This window comes from Microbacterium sp. M1A1_1b (assembly GCF_053345565.1).
The window spans coordinates 1-16,838 of sequence record NZ_JBKFAJ010000007.1 but is presented as its reverse complement, the minus strand read 5'-3'; the positions used below and the strand labels follow the sequence as shown (position 1 = coordinate 16,838).

The window sequence follows — 16,838 nt, the reverse complement described above, 5'->3', positions numbered from 1 at the left end:
TGCGCCGCAAACCGGGCGCGATGTGCCCGCCGGGCCGAGTCTCGGCGGCGCGCCTCGGGTGGCCACGCCCCCGCCCGCCCGCCGCGCCCGCCGCGCCGGGAAGGTGCGGCGCGCGTCCGCCGTTGTGTAGTCTGGGGGGCTGCCCACCGGTAGCGACCCAGCGGAAGGAGACGCGCATGGCGAAGGAACGCGGCGAGAAGACCGTGGCAACGAACCGTCGTGCCCGTCACGACTACCTGATCGAGGACACGTACGAGGCCGGCATGGTCCTGTCCGGCACCGAGGTCAAGTCCCTGCGTGAAGGCCGCGCGTCACTCGTGGACGGGTACGCGTTCGTCGACGGCGGCGAAGCCTGGCTCGACGCGGTGCACATCCCCGAGTACACCGAGGGGACCTGGAACAACCACGCACCGCGACGCAAGCGGAAGCTCCTGCTGCACAAGCAGGAGATCGTGAAGATCTCGCACAAGACGGCGCAGGGCGGCTACACGCTCGTGCCGATGAAGATCTACTTCCACGACGGCCGCGCCAAGGTCGAGATCGCGGTCGCGAAGGGCAAGCGCGAGTTCGACAAGCGCCAGGCCCTGCGCGAGAAGACCGACAAGCGCGAGGCCGAACGCGCCATGCGCTCACGCAACCGTCTGGGCGACTAGGCTGGCGGTGTCGACCGTTCGTCGGTAGACTGAGCAGCTGCCTGTGCAAGCAGGCGTTGGTAACTCCACAGTGTGACAGCGGCTCGCTGCTCGGCCAGTACGGGGATGATCGGTTTCGACATTGCCTGTGTGCCGACGGGAAGCGGGCCGAGGACCCACGGTCATCTCGTCAACGATCCGTGGAAAACAACAAGTGCCAATTCCAAGCGCACTGACTTCGCTCTCGCTGCGTAAGCAGCCCAGCACATGAAGTCCGTCGGCCAGGTGATCGTCTCCTAACCTGAGTTCCGGCGTCATCCAGGGGGCTTGCTGCACGGTTGCGCCTCAGGGCCGTGCGGGACTTGCACTGAGACTGGGCCCGTCGTCCTAGAAGCCGGTAGCAAAGGACGGGGCCGAGCAGAACGAATCATCCGGATACGCCCGTAGAAGACGTCGAATTGCAGCGATGGACGGGGGTTCGATTCCCCCCATCTCCACCAATGCCGACGCAGCCGCTGTCACATCGTGCGTGCCATGAGCGCCCCGACATCGTTCCCGGACCCTGCGTCCTGGACGTAGCCGGGGCGTTTGCTGTTGCCGGCAGCTCTGGGCGCTACGCTCCGGGAAGGGTGCAGCGGACGCTCGTGCCCGAACCCGTGAGTGGAAGGTGTCGACGTGCAGGAGATCGCGATCCGAGTCCGGCTGCGAGAGCAGGAACGAGTCGGCCTGGCCGAGTACGAGCGCATCGTCGGCTCTGTCGCCACGGTGGCAGCCGTCGTCGCCTGGCTGCCGACGCCCGACGCGCGGCTGGTGATCCGCGGACGCAGTGCCGAGCCCGTGCGGCTCGAGACGGTGTCGTACGGGTCGACGTTCGAGATGCTCGTCGTGCTCGACCAGCGGAGCGCCGCGGTCGAGCGTGCCGCTGCGACGGTCGCCGCCCTGATCGAGTCGGTGCGCCACGAGCACGTCGCGGACGACGTCGCCGGGGTTGCCGGGGAGCTCGACCGCCTCGACCGATCGGCGCCGCGAGGACGCTCCGTGGCCGAGCGCTCGCTCCGCGCGTTCCTCGAGGGTGCCCGCGCCGACGTGCTGGCCCGACGGAGCACCACCCGTCTGCGTGCCGCACAGGCCCTGGTCCGCCTGGCCGAGGACGCTGCCGAGATCACCGTCGAGCGGGTCGAGGATGCTCTGGCATCCGAGCTCACCGAGCAGCCGGTGGACGTGCTGCAGGACACCGGCTCGGCCGTCGTGGTCGAGCCCGTCGACGGCATCGTGGACGACGCACCTGCGGCTCCCGCCGCCGCAGAGCCGAAGCCGAAGAAGCAGTCCGACAAGGGTGACCCGAAGAAGTCGAAGAAGTCGAAGAAGTCCGACAAGGACAAGAAGCAGGACAAGGACAAGGACAAGAAGGTCAAGGGCAAGGACGACAAGAAGGCCAAGGGCAAGAAGAAGGCCAAGGGCGACGACGACAAGAAGTCCAAGAAGAAGCAGTAGCCTGAAGGCTTATACAGGGCAATTGTTTCGGACTGGTTAACAAATCGTCCGAGTCCGCCCCACAGTGCCAGAGTCGATGACCACGGCCCCTGCCGAGGGGTCGTGGTCATCTCGACAGGAGCAACTGTGGCAACCACGACTACACAGGCGCTGCCCGATTCCGGGCTCAAGCGCAACGTCGGCTTCATCGGCCTCATCTGGGCCTCGACCGGATCGATCATCGGTTCCGGGTGGCTCTTCGGTTCGCAGGAAGCCCTCAAGACGGCCGGGCCCGCGGCGATCATCTCGTGGGTGATCGGCGGCATCGCCGTCCTCGTCCTGGCACTCGTGCACGCCGAGCTCGGCGGCATGTTCCCGATCGCCGGTGGCACCGCCCGCTTCCCGCACATCGCGTTCGGCGGCATCGCGGGCGCCTCGTTCGGCTGGTTCTCGTGGCTGCAGTCGGTCACGGTCGCGCCGATCGAGGTCGAGGCGATGATCAAGTACGCCCAGCACTGGCAGTTCGCGCACCCGTGGCTGCACACGACGACCGTCGACGGGGAGACCCAGCAGCTGCTGACCGGCAGCGGCATCGCCGTCGCGGTCCTGCTGATGGCCGTCGTCACCGCGATCAACCTGCTGAGCGTGAAGATCCTGGCGAACACGAACTCCGCGGCGACCTGGTGGAAGGTCTTCATCCCCCTGCTCGTCATCCTCGTGCTGGCCTTCAGCGGCTTCCACGGCAGCAACTTCACGGCGGCGAACGGCTTCATGCCCGAGGGCGCGAAGGGCATCCTGGCGGCAGTGTCGACGTCGGGCATCATCTTCGCGTTCCTCGGGTTCGAGCAGGCGGACCAGCTGGCCGGCGAGGCGAAGAACCCCAAGCGCGACATCCCGCGCGCGGTCATCGGTTCCGTGCTGATCGGCCTGGTCATCTACCTGCTGCTGCAGATCGTGTTCCTCGGCGCGCTGCAGTCCGGCGCGATCCAGGGCTCGTGGGCGACGGCGGACTTCACCAAGTACAGCGGCCCGTTCGCGGACATCGCGATGGCGGCGGGCATCACCTGGCTGGCGGTCATCATCTTCATCGACGCGATCATCTCGCCGGCCGGCACCGGCCTGATCTACGTCACGGCGACGACGCGCATCTCGTACGGCCTGAGCCGGAACGGGTACTTCCCGAAGGCGTTCGAGTGGACGACCAAGGCGGGCGTGCCGTGGGTCGGGCTGATCACGGCGTTCGTCGTCGGCTGCGCCTGCTTCGCACCGTTCCCGTCGTGGCAGGGCCTGGTCAGCCTGATCACGAGTGCCTCGGTGCTGATGTACGCGGGAGCACCGCTGGCGCTCGGTGCGTTCCGCAAGCGCATCCCCGAGGTCGAGCGCCCGTACCGGATGCCGATCGCTTCCGTGCTGTCGCCGATCGCCTTCGTCATCGCCAACCTGATCATCCTGTGGACCGGGTGGGACACCGACTGGAAGCTCGGCATCGCGATCCTGCTCGGCGCGGTCGTCATCATCCTGAACAACGTGTTCCGTGGCGCGTCGAGCGTTACACCGCGCTGGGACTGGAAGGCGGCGCAGTGGCTGCTGCCCTACCTGATCGGCATGGGGCTCATCGTGTTCCTGAGCGACTTCGGTCCGCTGACCAACCCGGTGTTCCCGCTGTGGATCGACATCGTCGTGGTCGCCGTGTTCTCGCTGGTGATCTACTACTGGGCGATCAACTCCGCGTCGCCGCGCGAGGAGATCCTGCGCACCGCCGCGGACGTCCGCGACGTCGAGGAGTCCAGCGTGGTCGAGCCGGTCCGTCACTGACGCGACGCACCACCGAACGGACGGGAGGCGCGGTGCCAGCTGGCACCGGGCCTCCCGTCCGTCGTCCCCTTCAGCGGGTCAGAAGTCGAACAGGTTGCCGCGGATCCCGCCGTCGCCGTACTCGCGGCGCAGCAGCCCGCGCTGCCGCAGCACCGGCACCAGGTCGCCGAACATCCGGTAGACCGACGCCGGGTGCAGGTCGCCGGAGAAGATGATGCCGTCGTTGTCGGCATCCGCTCCGAGTTCCTCGATGAAGTCCGCGAACTCGCCGGCCGTGCCGACGAAGCCCTCGCGTGACGACACCCGACCCTTGCGGGCCTTGCGCGTCAGCAGTTCGCGCAGCGGTGCGTCGGGGGTGTCGCCGACGAGCCCGCGGATCGTGCCCGCGGACACGTGGTCCCCGAAGGTGCCGGACGGGATCGGTGCGTCGAGGTCGAGCGCCAGCAGGTCGGTCTCGGAGTCGCTCGACCACGCGATCGCCGCCGTGCGCAGGTCGTCGTCGGAGGGGTGCCGGGACGCCTCGACGATCCGGTCGGCCTCGTCCGGTGACACGGCGATCTCGGGCTTCAGCACGAACAGGATGCGCAGGTCCGACGGTGCGCGCCCGGCGTCCGCGGCCGCTGCGAGCACCCGCGCGCGGTAGTCCGACACCGCGGACGCCGACAGTGGTGCCAGGGCGAGCTGCACGTCGGAGTGGGTCCCCGCGAACCCGAGACCCCTTCCGGAGCCGCCAGGAGAGACCACGACCGGGTCCGACTGCAGCGGCAGTGCGTTGAGCGGTCCGGCTGCGGTGAAGTACGCGCCCTCGTGCTGGAACCCGTCGAGCGCGTCACCGTCGGCGAAGTGCCAGTCCGGGCGCGAGCCGACGTAGCCGGCGTCGCCCCACGAGTGCCACAGCCGACGCAGCAGCGTGATCCACTCCTCGGCACGGTCGTACGCCTGGTCGTGGGGGAGCGGCGGCAGTCCCGCGTGCCGGGCGCTGCCCACGTCGGTGACGACGTTGATCCCCAGGCGCTCGGACGACAGGTGCGCCAGCGTGGCGAACTGTCGTGCGGCCAGGTACGGCGGGGTGATGCCGGCGTTCACCGTCGGGGCGATGCCGATGTGGCTGGTGGCGGCGAACAGGTACGGGGCGAGCAGCAGCGGGTCGTGCTTCGGCCCGCCGTACGCCTGCCGGATGCGCAGGTCGAGCGTCGACGGGTTGCCGAGCGAGATCGCGTCCTCGGCGATGACCAGGTCCATGCCGGCCTGCTCGAGCGCGCGGACGGACTGCTGGTACAGGTCGGGCTTCGTCCAGTCGTGGCCCCAGTCCCAGTCGGACCGGCCCCACGCCTGCGGGCCGAACCCGCGCGAGAAGAAGTACCCGAAGTGCTGCAGGTCGGCCATGCTCAGATCTCCTCGGCGATCACGTGCTGCTCGGGGACGGTGTGGCCCAGGGACTGCAGCTCGGTGAGGGAATCGCCTTGAGCATGCCGATCGGCACCCCGCAGCGCCGCGAACCCGCGCTCCAGGTCGCGCAGCAGGTCGGCGACGTCCTCGATGCCGACGGACAGCCGGATCAGTCCGTCGTGGATGCCCTGCGCCGCCCGCTCCGCCGGCGTGCGACCCGCGTGGGTCGTGGTCGCCGGGTGCAGGATGAGCGACCGGACGTCGCCCAGGTGGGTCATCCGGCTGAACAGCTGCACCGCGTCGATGAAGGCCCGGGCTGCCGGCTCGCCGCCGGCGAGCGTGAACGCGAACACCGACCCGGCGCCGCGCGGCAGGTAGCGCTCGGCCAGGTCGTGGAAGGGACTGGAGGCCAGACCCGCGTGGTCGACGCTCGTCACCTCGGGCTGCTGGTCCAGCCACTGCGCGATGGCGAGCGCGTTCTGGCTGTGGCGCTCGATCCGCAGGCTCAGCGTCTCGATGCCCTGGCGGAGCAGGAACGCGTTGAAGGGCGACGGGGTCGGTCCGATGCGCGAGCTGATCACGTCGCGGGCGTAGACGACGTAGGCGCGCGTGCCGTGGGCGTCGACGTAGCTGCGGCCACCCAGTGCGTGTTCCGGCGAGGTCAGGTGGGTCCAGCGCTCGGGGGAGACCGACCAGTCGAACGTGCCGCCGTCGACGACGACACCGCCGAGGCCGGAGCCGTGCCCGGACAGGAACTTCGACGCCGAGTGGATCACGATGTCTACGCCGTGCTCGACCGGACGGACCAGGTACGGCGTGGCCAGGGTGTTGTCGACCACGAGCGGGACCCCGGCACGGTGCGCGGTCGCCGCGACGCCCGCGATGTCGAGCACGTCGTTCTTCGGGTTCGGGATCGTCTCGGCGAAGAACAGCTTGGTGTTCGGGCGCACCGCCGCTGCCCAGGCATCGAGGTCGCGGGCGTCGGCGACGAAGTCGACCTCGATGCCGAGCCGGCCGAGGTTCTGCAGCAGCAGGCCGCGCGTGCCCTCGTAGATGCTCTGCGCGCTGACGACGTGGTCGCCGGCCTGCAGCAGCCCGAGGAACGCGACCGTGGCGGCAGCCTGACCGCTCGACACCAGGATCGCCTCGGCACCGCGTTCGAGCAGTGCGATCCGCCGCTCGACGTCAGCGTTCGTCGGGTTGCCGAGCCGCGTGTACGTGTAGCCGTCGTCGGTGCCGGCGAAGCGGTCGCGCGCCTGGTCGAAGTCGTCGAACAGGAACCCGGACGACATGTGGATCGCGGGCACCCGGGCGCCGTGACCCGCGTCGGGCACGAACCCGCCGTGGACCTGCTCGGTCGCGAAGCCGTGGTCGTCGTTCGCCATGGGGCACCTCCGGTAGACGTGCCGACACTCTCGCAGCCCTCGCTGCGGAGACACCCCATTGCGGCGTCCGGTTACGTGCGGCGTCGGTACGCTCACCTGATGGCGGACGTCGAGCTGGTTCGGGACCGCGTCGAGGCCACGGTCGCCCGCGTTGCGCGTCCGGTCGTGGTCGGAGTCTCCGGTCACTGCGGCTCGGGCAAGTCGACCCTGACGCGGCAGCTCGTCGACCTGCTGCCCGGGAGCGTCCGGATGCGCGGCGACGACTTCCTCGATCCCGTGCGGTCCCACCAGCGTTCCATCGACTGGGACGGTGTCGAGCGCGTCCGACTGCGTGACACCGTCCTGCAGCCCTTCCGCACGGGAGCCGGCGGGCTGTTCCGTCGGTTCGACTGGAGCACCAGGGCGCTCGGCGCGGCCGAGCCGGTTCCGGTGGGGCGGGTGCTGATCGTCGACCTCATCGGGTTGTTCCATCCCGAGGCGCTCGACTGGCTGGACCTGACCGTGTGGTGCGACGTCGATCTCGAGACGGCCGCGCGCCGGGGGATCGCCCGGGATCGCGCGCTCGGCCGGCGACACGACGCGCTCTGGCGAGACGTCTGGGTACCGAACGACCGGGACTTCGCCCAGCGGTGGGGTCCGCGCGAGCGGGCGGACGTCCTCGTTTGACGCGATGGCCGATCCGGTCGGGAAAGAGCGGGGTTCGCCGACCGGATCGGCCATCTCCGGAGCACGATGCGCTGTCGCGAGCGGCGAGCGGCGGGCGGTGATCGGCAGGCGGCGGGCGGTGATCGGCAGGCTGCGCGGCGCGCGGCGACGCGTGGACCGGGTCGGCGGCGCAGCGGGGCGGATGGGGTCGCGTCAGAGTGCGGTGGCGGCGAGGACGCCGGCCAGGCGGGCCGGGAACCCGTCGGGCAGCGGATCGGGGAGGGCGTCGACGGGGAACCAGCGGACGTCGGTGCTCTCGTCGCTGACCCGCAGGTCGACGGACAGCGGGGCGATCGCGACGAAGCCGACGTCCCAGTGCGCGGCACACGAGAACCCGCCGTGCAGCTCGTGGCGGTCGAGGTCGACGATCCGCTCGGACGCCAGGTGCAGGTCGGCGATGCCGGACTCCTCGCGGGCCTCGCGCTGTGCGGCGTCGGCGAGCGATCGGTCGCCGGGTTCGAGGTGCCCGCCGAACTGCACCCAGAACCGGCCCTTGCGGTGCAGGCAGAGCAGCACGTGCGCATGGTCCGGCGACAGCACGAAGCACGACCCGGTCAGGTGCTCGGAGCCGCCCTCGCGCCACAGGGCAGCATCACCCTGCTCGGCGACGAACGCGGTGTAGCTGTCGCGGAGCGGTCCCGCGGGTGCCGTGGCGAGCTCGGTGAAGACGTCGGTCGCGCGCACGTCAGACCAGCCCGCGGACGCCGGCGACGATCGTGTCCCACACGTCGACCAGCGGGCCGCGCGCGAACCACACCGCGATCCCGTTGACGACGACGAACAGGACGAACCAGACGGCCGCGGGCAGGCGCATCTCGGCCGCGGCGATGTGGAAGTCGGTCTGCACCCGGGCTCCGGTCACCAGCCAGCGGGCGACCTGCACCACGGAACGCAGCCCGTCGACGACGAAGAGCGCACCGACCGCGGCGACGACGAGCACGGTGGCCTCGGACGGACGGAGTGCGACCCAGAGTGCCAGCGCGTCGAAGCCGACCACGACGAGCAGCCCGAACCAGTTGCGGACGAACAGCAGCGCGATCAGCCCGATCACGCCCAGCACCACGACCGGCAGCCACCGCGAACCGTGCAGCACGCCCGTCAGCAGCAGCGCCCCGGCCCACAGTGGCGCGCTGTAGCCCGCGTACAGGTTGAGGATGCGGACGAGCCACCGGATGCCGCTCGGGACGCCGCCGAGCTGGACCCAGGCCTCACCCGAGCCGTCCGGTCGCAGGTCGATGCGGCGGATCTGCCCGCCGAACGGTACGACGACGACCGCGTGGCCGACCTCGTGGGCGATCGTCGCAGCGATCCGGGCGACCCGACCGACCACGGGGACGAAGGGCAGCACGGCGCCGACGAGGATCGCGACGAAGACGAGCGAGGCGGAGGACACGAGCGGGACGGTGGACATCGCCCGCCACTGTGGCAGAGACGGCTAGGAGATCACCGAGGCGGCCGTCAGCAGGACGACGAGCGTCACTGCGATGGCGACCGCGGTCAGGACGATGAGGAACACCGTCAGACGGTTGTTGCGCGAGTGCCCGGCTATTCGACCGTCACCGACTTCGCGAGGTTCCTCGGCTTGTCGACGTCGCAGCCGAGCTGCAGCGCGAGTTCGCGGGCGAGCATCTGCAGCGGCACGACGGCCTCCAGCGGTCCCCAGGGTCCGGTCGTCCCGAGCGCCGGGATGTCCGATCCCGGGCCGCCGATCGTGATGACGAAGCCGCCGCGGGCACGGACCTCGGCGATCGCGGCCTGTAACCGGTGCTCGCCGTGGTCGATGACGACGACCGGCGTGCCCTCGTCGACGAGCGCCAGCGGGCCGTGCTTGAGTTCGCCCGCGGGGTACGCCTCGGCCCAGCGGTAGCTGAGCTCCTTGAGCTTCAGCGCGCCCTCGGCGGCGTAGGGCAGTCCGACCCCACGACCGAGGAACAGGAAGCCGGTGGCCGCGCGCAGGCTCGACACCAGCAGCGGGATGCGGTCCGCTGCCACCTGTCCGGCCGTCGCGATCCGCACGGGGAGTTCCCGCAGGCCGTCGACGAGTTCGCGGGCGCGGACCAGGTCCACACGACCGGAGGCCACGAGCGCCGAGATCATCGCGGCGACCCCGACGACGACCTGCGCGGTGAACGTCTTGGTCGCTGCGACCCCGATCTCCGGGCCGGCCTGGCAGTCGAGGACCGCGTCGGCGCGGCGGGCGAGCGAGGAGTGCACGTTGTTCGTCAGCGCCAGGACGGGGAAGTCGCCCGCCAGCCGGTCGAGCGCCCGCAGGACGTCGGCGGTCTCACCGGACTGGCTGATCGCGACGACCAGGGTGCCCGGGCCGAGGACGGCCTGGTCGGCCTCACTGGCGACGACGATGTCCGTCGGGATCCCGCCGATGCCGCGCAGCGCGGTGGCGATGACCTGCCCGGCGTTCAGCGAGGTGCCGCACGCGACGATCGCGAGCCGGTGGAAGCCGGGCAGCCCGAGGCCGACCCACATGCTGCCGTCCGCGGCCCGCGCGGCGATGCGCTCGATGATCTCGGCGACGACGCGGGGCTGCTCCTCGATCTCCTTCGCCATGAAGTCCGGGTGGTCGCCCAGGTCGAGTGCTGCGGCGGCGAAGGGCGAGGGCGTGGGGAACGGCACGGGGACGGACACACCGTTCGACGACCAGCTCCACGCTTCACCGAGCTCGACGACGTCCCCGTCGCGCAGCGCCACGAAGGTCTCGCACCACTCGGCGATCGCACCGATGTCGCTCGCGACGAAGTCACCACGCGGTGCGCGGGCGACGACCAGCGGCGAGCGGTCCGCTGCGACGACCATGCGGTTCGTCCGCGCGTCGAGGACCACGAGCGCCCACGACCCCTCGAGCTGCACGGTCGCGATCTGCACGGCGAGCATGAGGTCCTGGTCGACGGCGAGGGCACGCTCGACCAGGTGGGTCACGACCTCGGAGTCGACGTCCGAGACGAACCGGTGTCCCTGCGCCTCGAGCCGCTCGCGCAGCGGTCCGGCGTTCTCGATGATGCCGTTGTGCACGACGCTGATCCGGCCGGAGCAGTCGTGGTGCGGGTGGGCGTTCCGCTCGGACACGCCGCCGTGGGTCGCCCACCGGGTGTGGCCGATGCCGGTGCCCGTCAGGGCGTCCCCGGCGCGCGCTGCGACGAGCGTCCGGAGGTCACCGACCCGGGACACGGACCGGATGGTCTCCGTGCCGCCCGAGGCGGTCCGCACGGCGATGCCCGCGGAGTCGTAGCCGCGGTACTCGAGTCGTTCGAGGCCGTCGAGCAGGTAGGGCGTCGCGTCGTCCGAGACGCGTGCCGCGATGATGCCGCACATCGGGTTCCCTTCGGGTGGGATGCAGGGGGAGTGGGGCGGCACCGACCGCCGCTCGGGATCTGCCACGCGATCGGGACCACCTGCCCGGACCGCCGCCCGTCCTCGGATCAGGCGAGGACGGACGGCGGCGTTCGTGGGCCGGTGGTTCGGGTACCGATCGGGGTACCGTGGCTGGCCTCCGCAGAGGCGCGGCGGTCGGTGCACCAGAAGCATCTCCGGTGGCGCACCGGCCCGACAACGTGGCGCGACGGTTGTTGCGGTTCTCCGCGCAGAGGGTGCGAGTCCGTGCGGCGTGTGCGGGGTCGCGCAACGGCCGCAGGATCCCGCGTCCGCACACGACGAACGGGAGGCCCGGTACCAGCTGGTACCGGGCCTCCCGTCAGACGGAACGCACGTTCAGATCACGTGAGCAGCGCGACCAGGTGGGAGCGCGAACGCGCTCCGACCTTGCGGTAGATCTGCGTCAGCCGCAGCTCCACCGTGCGCTGGGACATGTACAGCGACGAGGCGATCTCGCGGTTGCGGTACCCCTCGGTCACCTTCTGCACCACAGCACGCTCCTCCGCCGTCAGCGAGGTGAGCACGGTTGCCGCGTCGGGTGCACTCCGCGGCGTCCCCGGGGTCATCGGCGTGACCGGGGACAGCAGCGCGCCGGAGCGCACGCCACCCGCGAACGGTCCAGCGGCCGTCGGGGTGCCGAAGGACGGCATTGCGACGGTCGGCGCCGGCGTGACGAGCGGACGACGGAGCCCCGCTGCCTCGTAGGCGGCCGCCGCAGCAGCACCGAGTCGGGCACGGTCCGCCGGGTTGCCGATCGCGGCGAGGGCCGCGAACGTGCGAGCCCGCTCGAACTGCGAGTCCGCCGGCTGGAAGAGCTCCAGCGCACGACGCCGCGAGGTGTCCCTCGTGGTGTCGTCGGCGATGAGCGCCAGGCTCCGTGCCAGCACCAGGGCGCCCCAGCGGGACGGACGGGCGTGGTGGTCGGCGGCCAGGCGTGCGGTGATGTTCCGTGCGTCGTCGATGCGGTCCAGCCGGACGTAGGCCTCGACCAGGTCGCCGAGGTGCCGGAGCACGGCGGGGTTCCGCAGGCTCCGTCCGATGGCGTCGGCTGCCTCGAGTGAGGACGCGGCCTCGTCGAGTCGTCCGTCGAGCAGCAGGACCCGACCGCGCAGTGCGTACAGCTTCGCCGTCGCTCCCCACAGTCGGTTCGTCGAACGCTGCCGCAGGCAGTGGTCGACGACGTCGAGCGCATCGGCGGTGCGGCCCTCGGCGAAGTGCCGCCATGCGATCGCGATCGCCCGCGAGGGCTCGCGCAACCGCTCGACGACGGCCGAACCGGACTCCCACACGTCGATCGCGCGGAGCGCCTGCCGGTAGTTGCCGGAGCGCACCTCGTTCTCGGCGGACAGGTAGCGGGCCGCCTCGATCCACACGGGCTGCGTGTCCTTGGCGCGGGCCAGGACGAGCGCGAACACCCGGCGGGCGCTGCGGTAGCGCTCGGCGATGCTGAGCGCGTGCGACAGCAGGAGCAGTGCCGGGTCGCTCATGGCGAGCAGCTGCTGGGCGGCCAGGCCGTCGTGCAGCTCGGCGTCCGGCGGCAGGGTGCCGTCGACCGCGGCCACGAGTTCCCGCGACGTGGTGAGGATCTCCGAGGTGTGGGTGGACGCGTGGTCCTCGAACACCTCGGCACGGTGCAGCAGGTCGCGGGCCTGGTCGAGCTCCCACGCCTCGGCGCGGAACGACGCGACCATGGCGAGCAGACCGGCGAACGCGTCGGCCTCGGCCGGCTTGTCCGTGTCGATCGGCACCATGAGCTCGTCAGCGTGCACGGCATCGCCGCTGAGGTACTGCACCGAGTACTGCAGCCGGAGTCGGCGGACCTCGTCCGACAGCTCGGTGAACGGCTTGATCGCCGCCAGGTAGCGCTGCGCGTAGCCGAGCAGGCGGTGCGCGAGCAGCACCTCGGTGACGCCGAGCAGGGCGACGTGTTCCGTCTCGGACCCCGTCCCCACGTGCAGGGCACGTTCGGTCAGCGTCACGGCGGCGCGGGCGTCACCGTCACGGGCGTACGAACGACCGGCCGCCAGCAGCGCGACGGCGTCGGGGACGTCGTCGACGAAGCTCTGGTGCCACGCGGCCGAACGGTCGTCGTGGGCGGCGGCCGCCGTCGCCAGCTCGGTGTGCGCCTCGCGGCGGTCCCGGGCGGACGTGCTCCAGTACAGGAACGAGCGGACGAGCGGGTCCTTGATGCCGATCGACTGCCCGCGCACGGTCGCCAGACCGGCGCCGACGAGGTCGTCGATCGCATCGCGGTCCCACGCGGCGACACGCGCCGTCGGGACGAGGGACAACCGTTCCAGGACATCCAGATCCCGTCCTGCAACGGCTTCGAGGACGAGCTCCGCCGCAGCGGTGGTCGTCGTGGTGGGGCGGAGCGGCAGCACGAGCGGCTCGGTGCCCACGAGCTGCTCGCGACGGAGTCCGGCGATCTGCTCGCGCAGTGCACCGGGGTTGCCGCCGGTCTCCTCGGCGAGGACGGCGAGCACGCCGTCGTTCGCCTCTTCGGGCGCCATGTCACGGGCCAGCACGAGTGCCTCGTCCGACGCCAGCGGTGTGAGCCGGAGGATCGGGAGGGAGGCGAGCGGACCGTCGAGCGGCACACGGCGGACCGTGGCCACGAGACGCAGCGCGGTGCCGGCGAGCCGACCCGCCAGGAACGCGATGAGTTCCTGGCTCTCGGCGTCCATGCGGTCCAGGTCGTCGATGAGCACGAGCGTCGGCGGGAGCGTCAGCGCGTGCACGGCGTCCAGGAAGTCGTGCGCTGCGGCGAGACCCTCGTCGACGTTCCGGACGAGCCGCGCGATGTGCGCCGAGGCCCGGGGGTCGTCGAGAGCGGTGAACAGGGAGGTGACGCCCGACATCGGCCAACGTGCTTCTGCACCGTTGACGCCGAGACGGACGACGGGGATGGAGACGCGGTGCGAGACCGCGTCGAGGACGCTGGAGCGTCCGGAGCCAGGGTCGCCGACGACGACCATCGCAGACTCCCGAGGGAGTACGGCGAGGGCCGCGATCCGGTCGACCTCAGAACGTCGACCGGTGAGCTCCATGCGGACTCACCGGCCTCCGGGTCCGAGGACGAACGGGAGGGCGGGGCGCACGGAGGCGGACCGGACGCTCGCGCGGCGGGTGGCCGCGGCAGAGCTCGGACGTGTGGCGGCCATCAGGGTGGCGCCGGGCTGATCGTGGTTGGAATGCGGCCGAGTGAGGGTGCACTCGGTTCCGCTCGGGAACGATGATGTCATCGTCGTATCACCCTTCGGGTTGGGTTGTTTGACGAACACGACGGATCTGGCGCTGCATCGGGACTAGGGATCCTGAGACATTGCCTGACCTGCCGTCTGTGCTCGACGATAACCCAGGTCGGGGGGCATTGATCCAGCGCACGCACTCGGATGTGACGGATGGTCACCCCAGAATGGGGGGTGCCACCCCCCGCGAGGGGGTCATCAGGCGCTTGACGTGGTCGGAACGAGGTACGGCACCGGGGTACATCGTTGGAGCGCTCCGTTCGGGCGACCCCGGGGGTGTGGTGCGCACAGCGGACAGGATGCGCCCCCACTCGGCCGTGGGTGCTGTGGTTCAGCGTCGGACGACGTCGACCACGGCGTCGTGGACCAGGCCGTTCGTCGCCAGGGCGCTGCCGTGCCAGGGGCCGGGAACGCCGTCGAGCGATGTGAAGCGCCCGCCGGCCTGTTCGACGATCGGCACCAGCGCGGCCATGTCCCACGGCTTCAGGTCGGGCTCGCCGGCGACGTCGAGGACGCCCTCGGCCACCATCATGTACGACCACATGTCGCCGTACGCGCGCGTCCGCCAGACCTGCCGGGACAGGGCGACCAGTGCGTCGAGCCGCCCGTCGTCGTCCCACTGCTGCAGGCTGTTGTAGCTGAGACTGGCGTCGGCGAGCGTGGGGACGCCGGACACGCGCAGCACGCCGTCGAGCGAGTGGGCGCCGAGCCCCTCGGCGGCCCACCAGCGCTTGCCGAGGGCCGGGGCGCTCACGACCCCCAGGACCGGGCGCCCGTCGACGGCGAGCGCGATGAGCGTCGCCCAGACCGGCACGCCGCGCAGGTAGTTGGCGGTGCCGTCGATGGGGTCGACGACCCACTGGCGGTGGCCCTGGCTGGTGGCCTCGGCGCCGGTGTCGGCGGTCGTCTCCTCGCCCAGGAACGCGTCGTCCGGGCGGTCGGATGTGATGCGTTCCCGCAGGGCCCGTTCGACGGCCTGGTCGGCATCGGTGACGTGGGTGCTGTCGGCCTTCGTGGCGACGCGCAGGTCGGCGGCCCGGAAGCGGTCGAGGCTGATGGCGTCGGCGGTGTCGGCGAGGGAGCGTGCGAAGTCCAGGTCGGCGCGGAGGTCCACGGATCGAGCGTACTGGTGTGCTGAGAGGTTCGTGCCTCCTGGTGTGCCGCAAGGGCCGTGCGTCCTGGTGTGCCGCGAGGCGCGTGCGTCCTGGTGTGCCGCGAGGCGCGTGCGTCCTGGTCTGGCCCGAGGCCCGTCGTCTACGCGGCGACGACCTCTTCTTCTTCGAGACGGGTCACGGCGCGCTCGCGCGCCATGCGGGTGCGGTGCGCGACCAGGCCGTGCACCAGGACGCCGAGCAGCACCGCGCCGACCAGCCAGAGCGTCAGCACGAGCGAGCTCCGACCGAGTGAGGCGCCGGGGAAGTACTGCAGGTCCTGCGCGGCCTGCAACCAGGCGGCGCCGCTCCAGAACGTGTTCAGGCCGGCGAAGAACCCGGGCTGGAACGCCGGCTGGAAGATCCCGCCGCTCGAGGTGAAGTTGAGCATCACGAACAGCATGGTCAGCACCGGTGTGGTCCAGCGTCCCAGCAGGGGGTGCAGCCCGATGCCCAGGGCGACGATGATCGCGTCGTACATCCAGGCGAACAGGAACACCTGCCACTGGTGGGTCGTGAGCACTCCGTAGACCGGGCCGGCGACCACCGTGCCGATGCCGGCGACGACCCCGGCCGTGGCGAGCCCGACGATGGCGGTCCACACGGGGCCCAGGCGCTTGGCGAAGGCGGCGACCGCGATGGCCGACGCGTACCCGCCCACACTCAGCGCGACGAGCAGGAAGAACAGCCCCTGCCCGGTGCTGTCCTGGTCGCCGGCGGGGACGACGTCGACGACCCGGAAGGGCAGGTGCTGCTGGTAGGCGATCGGCAGGAAGATCTTCTGCGCTGCGGTCGCGGTCGTCTCACTCGCGGCGGTCGAGACGTAGAGCGTGGCGCTCGTCGCGGTGGGGGCGTACACGGCGGCGAGGTCGCGATCGCGGACCTGTCGCTCGGCGCTGGTGGTGTCGGCCACCACGTGTGCCACCAGCGCGCCGTCGGACCGGTCGGTCACGGTCTGCGCGAACACCTGGGTGGTCGCTCCCTGGCCGACGATGCCGACCGCGAGGTCCTTCGGCGCGGGGGCGTGGAAGGCGCCGAGGTACGCCAGGCCCATGCCGGCGGCCAGGAACAGCGGCACGAGGATGTGGGTGGCGAAGGACAGCAGGGTGCGCCCGAGCCCGGCTGGGCGCAGGGTGCTCGGGGTGCGGTGGGGCGGCCGGGGAGCGACGTGGCCCCGGTGGTGGGACGCGGCGTCGTCGGCGCGGGCGGGGGAGACGGGAGCGTCGACGCGGGTCGGCGCAAAGTTGTACTTTGCAACTTCGGACACGATCGCCAACAGTACCACTCCGGTACGACCATGTCGACATCCGACACCCGACGCCCGACGCCCTTACCGGTGTCGGTGCCAGCCGAGCGGTCACGAATCGTCGCTCGGCTCGTGCTCGAGCGACGGACTCCGACCACTCGGGGGACGTGAGCGGGGTGTTGTGACCGGCCGGCGTGACCGATGGCGCGGCCTGTGACCGGTCACGACACCCCGGGTGCGCGATGTCGAGCGGTCGGAGATCGTCGCTGGAGGGCTCGGCGAGCGACGGACTCCGACCCCTCGACGGACGTGAGCGGGGTGTTGTGACCGGCCGGCGTGACCGATGGCGCGGCCTGTGACCGGTCACGACACCCCGGGTGCGCGATGTCGAGCGGTCGGAGATC

12 protein-coding genes and 1 other RNA gene are annotated in these 16,838 nt (G+C 71.1%); 5 read left to right on the top strand and 8 right to left on the bottom strand.

All coding sequences use genetic code 11. The features are described from left to right. Window positions 1-176: 176 nt before the first annotated feature. The 4 genes from smpB to ACLBWP_RS15005 all read left to right on the top strand — a co-directional run bounded on the left by smpB (window position 177) and on the right by ACLBWP_RS15005 (window position 3,920). On the top strand, window positions 177-653 hold the full coding sequence (gene smpB / locus ACLBWP_RS15020; protein ID WP_056125981.1) for an SsrA-binding protein SmpB: 477 nt from the start codon (window positions 177-179) through the stop codon (window positions 651-653). A 101-nt stretch (window positions 654-754) separates the two neighbouring features. Beyond that, window positions 755-1,132: a transfer-messenger RNA gene (ssrA, locus tag ACLBWP_RS15015) on the top strand. 175 nt (window positions 1,133-1,307) lie between these two features. Further along, on the top strand, window positions 1,308-2,126 hold the full coding sequence (locus ACLBWP_RS15010) for a hypothetical protein (RefSeq protein ID WP_447655792.1): 819 nt from the start codon (window positions 1,308-1,310) through the stop codon (window positions 2,124-2,126). A gap of 126 nt (window positions 2,127-2,252) precedes the next feature. Continuing rightward, the gene (locus ACLBWP_RS15005) at window positions 2,253-3,920 is read left to right on the top strand and encodes an APC family permease (protein WP_243560736.1); all 1,668 of its coding nucleotides are present in this window, start codon (window positions 2,253-2,255) and stop codon (window positions 3,918-3,920) included. A 78-nt stretch (window positions 3,921-3,998) separates the two neighbouring features. Here ACLBWP_RS15005 and ACLBWP_RS15000 read toward each other — a convergent pair whose 3' ends face one another. Beyond that, window positions 3,999-5,306: an LLM class flavin-dependent oxidoreductase gene (locus tag ACLBWP_RS15000; RefSeq protein WP_447655791.1), complete on the bottom strand. Its 1,308-nt coding sequence runs from the start codon at window positions 5,304-5,306 to the stop codon at window positions 3,999-4,001. Window positions 5,307-5,308: 2 nt separating this feature from the next. Continuing rightward, window positions 5,309-6,694, bottom strand: coding sequence for an O-acetylhomoserine aminocarboxypropyltransferase/cysteine synthase family protein (locus ACLBWP_RS14995; protein WP_447655790.1), 1,386 nt, complete (start codon window positions 6,692-6,694; stop codon window positions 5,309-5,311). 99 nt (window positions 6,695-6,793) lie between these two features. Between ACLBWP_RS14995 and ACLBWP_RS14990 the strand changes: the two genes are divergently transcribed. Next, window positions 6,794-7,360, top strand: coding sequence for a uridine kinase family protein (locus ACLBWP_RS14990; protein WP_447655789.1), 567 nt, complete (start codon window positions 6,794-6,796; stop codon window positions 7,358-7,360). A 192-nt stretch (window positions 7,361-7,552) separates the two neighbouring features. Here the strand turns inward: ACLBWP_RS14990 and ACLBWP_RS14985 are convergent, their stop codons facing one another. From ACLBWP_RS14985 to ACLBWP_RS14960, 6 genes are all read right to left on the bottom strand, one after another. Continuing rightward, on the bottom strand, window positions 7,553-8,083 hold the full coding sequence (locus ACLBWP_RS14985) for an NUDIX hydrolase (protein WP_447655788.1): 531 nt from the start codon (window positions 8,081-8,083) through the stop codon (window positions 7,553-7,555). 1 nt (window position 8,084) lies between these two features. After that, window positions 8,085-8,810 (bottom strand): M50 family metallopeptidase, encoded by a 726-nt coding sequence (locus ACLBWP_RS14980; protein ID WP_447655787.1) that lies wholly within the window; start codon window positions 8,808-8,810, stop codon window positions 8,085-8,087. Between the two features lie 134 nt (window positions 8,811-8,944). Further along, a complete protein-coding gene (gene glmS, locus ACLBWP_RS14975) occupies window positions 8,945-10,726 on the bottom strand; it encodes a glutamine--fructose-6-phosphate transaminase (isomerizing) (RefSeq protein ID WP_243560746.1) in 1,782 nt (593 codons plus the stop codon). A gap of 401 nt (window positions 10,727-11,127) precedes the next feature. After that, window positions 11,128-13,836 (bottom strand): helix-turn-helix transcriptional regulator, encoded by a 2,709-nt coding sequence (locus ACLBWP_RS14970; protein WP_243560747.1) that lies wholly within the window; start codon window positions 13,834-13,836, stop codon window positions 11,128-11,130. Between the two features lie 532 nt (window positions 13,837-14,368). Then, complete coding sequence (locus ACLBWP_RS14965; protein WP_447655786.1) at window positions 14,369-15,151, bottom strand: inositol monophosphatase family protein; 783 nt, start codon at window positions 15,149-15,151, stop codon at window positions 14,369-14,371. A gap of 140 nt (window positions 15,152-15,291) precedes the next feature. Beyond that, entirely contained in the window at window positions 15,292-16,455 is a 1,164-nt protein-coding gene (locus tag ACLBWP_RS14960; RefSeq protein ID WP_447655785.1) for a hypothetical protein, read from the bottom strand. Window positions 16,456-16,838 lie beyond the last annotated feature (383 nt).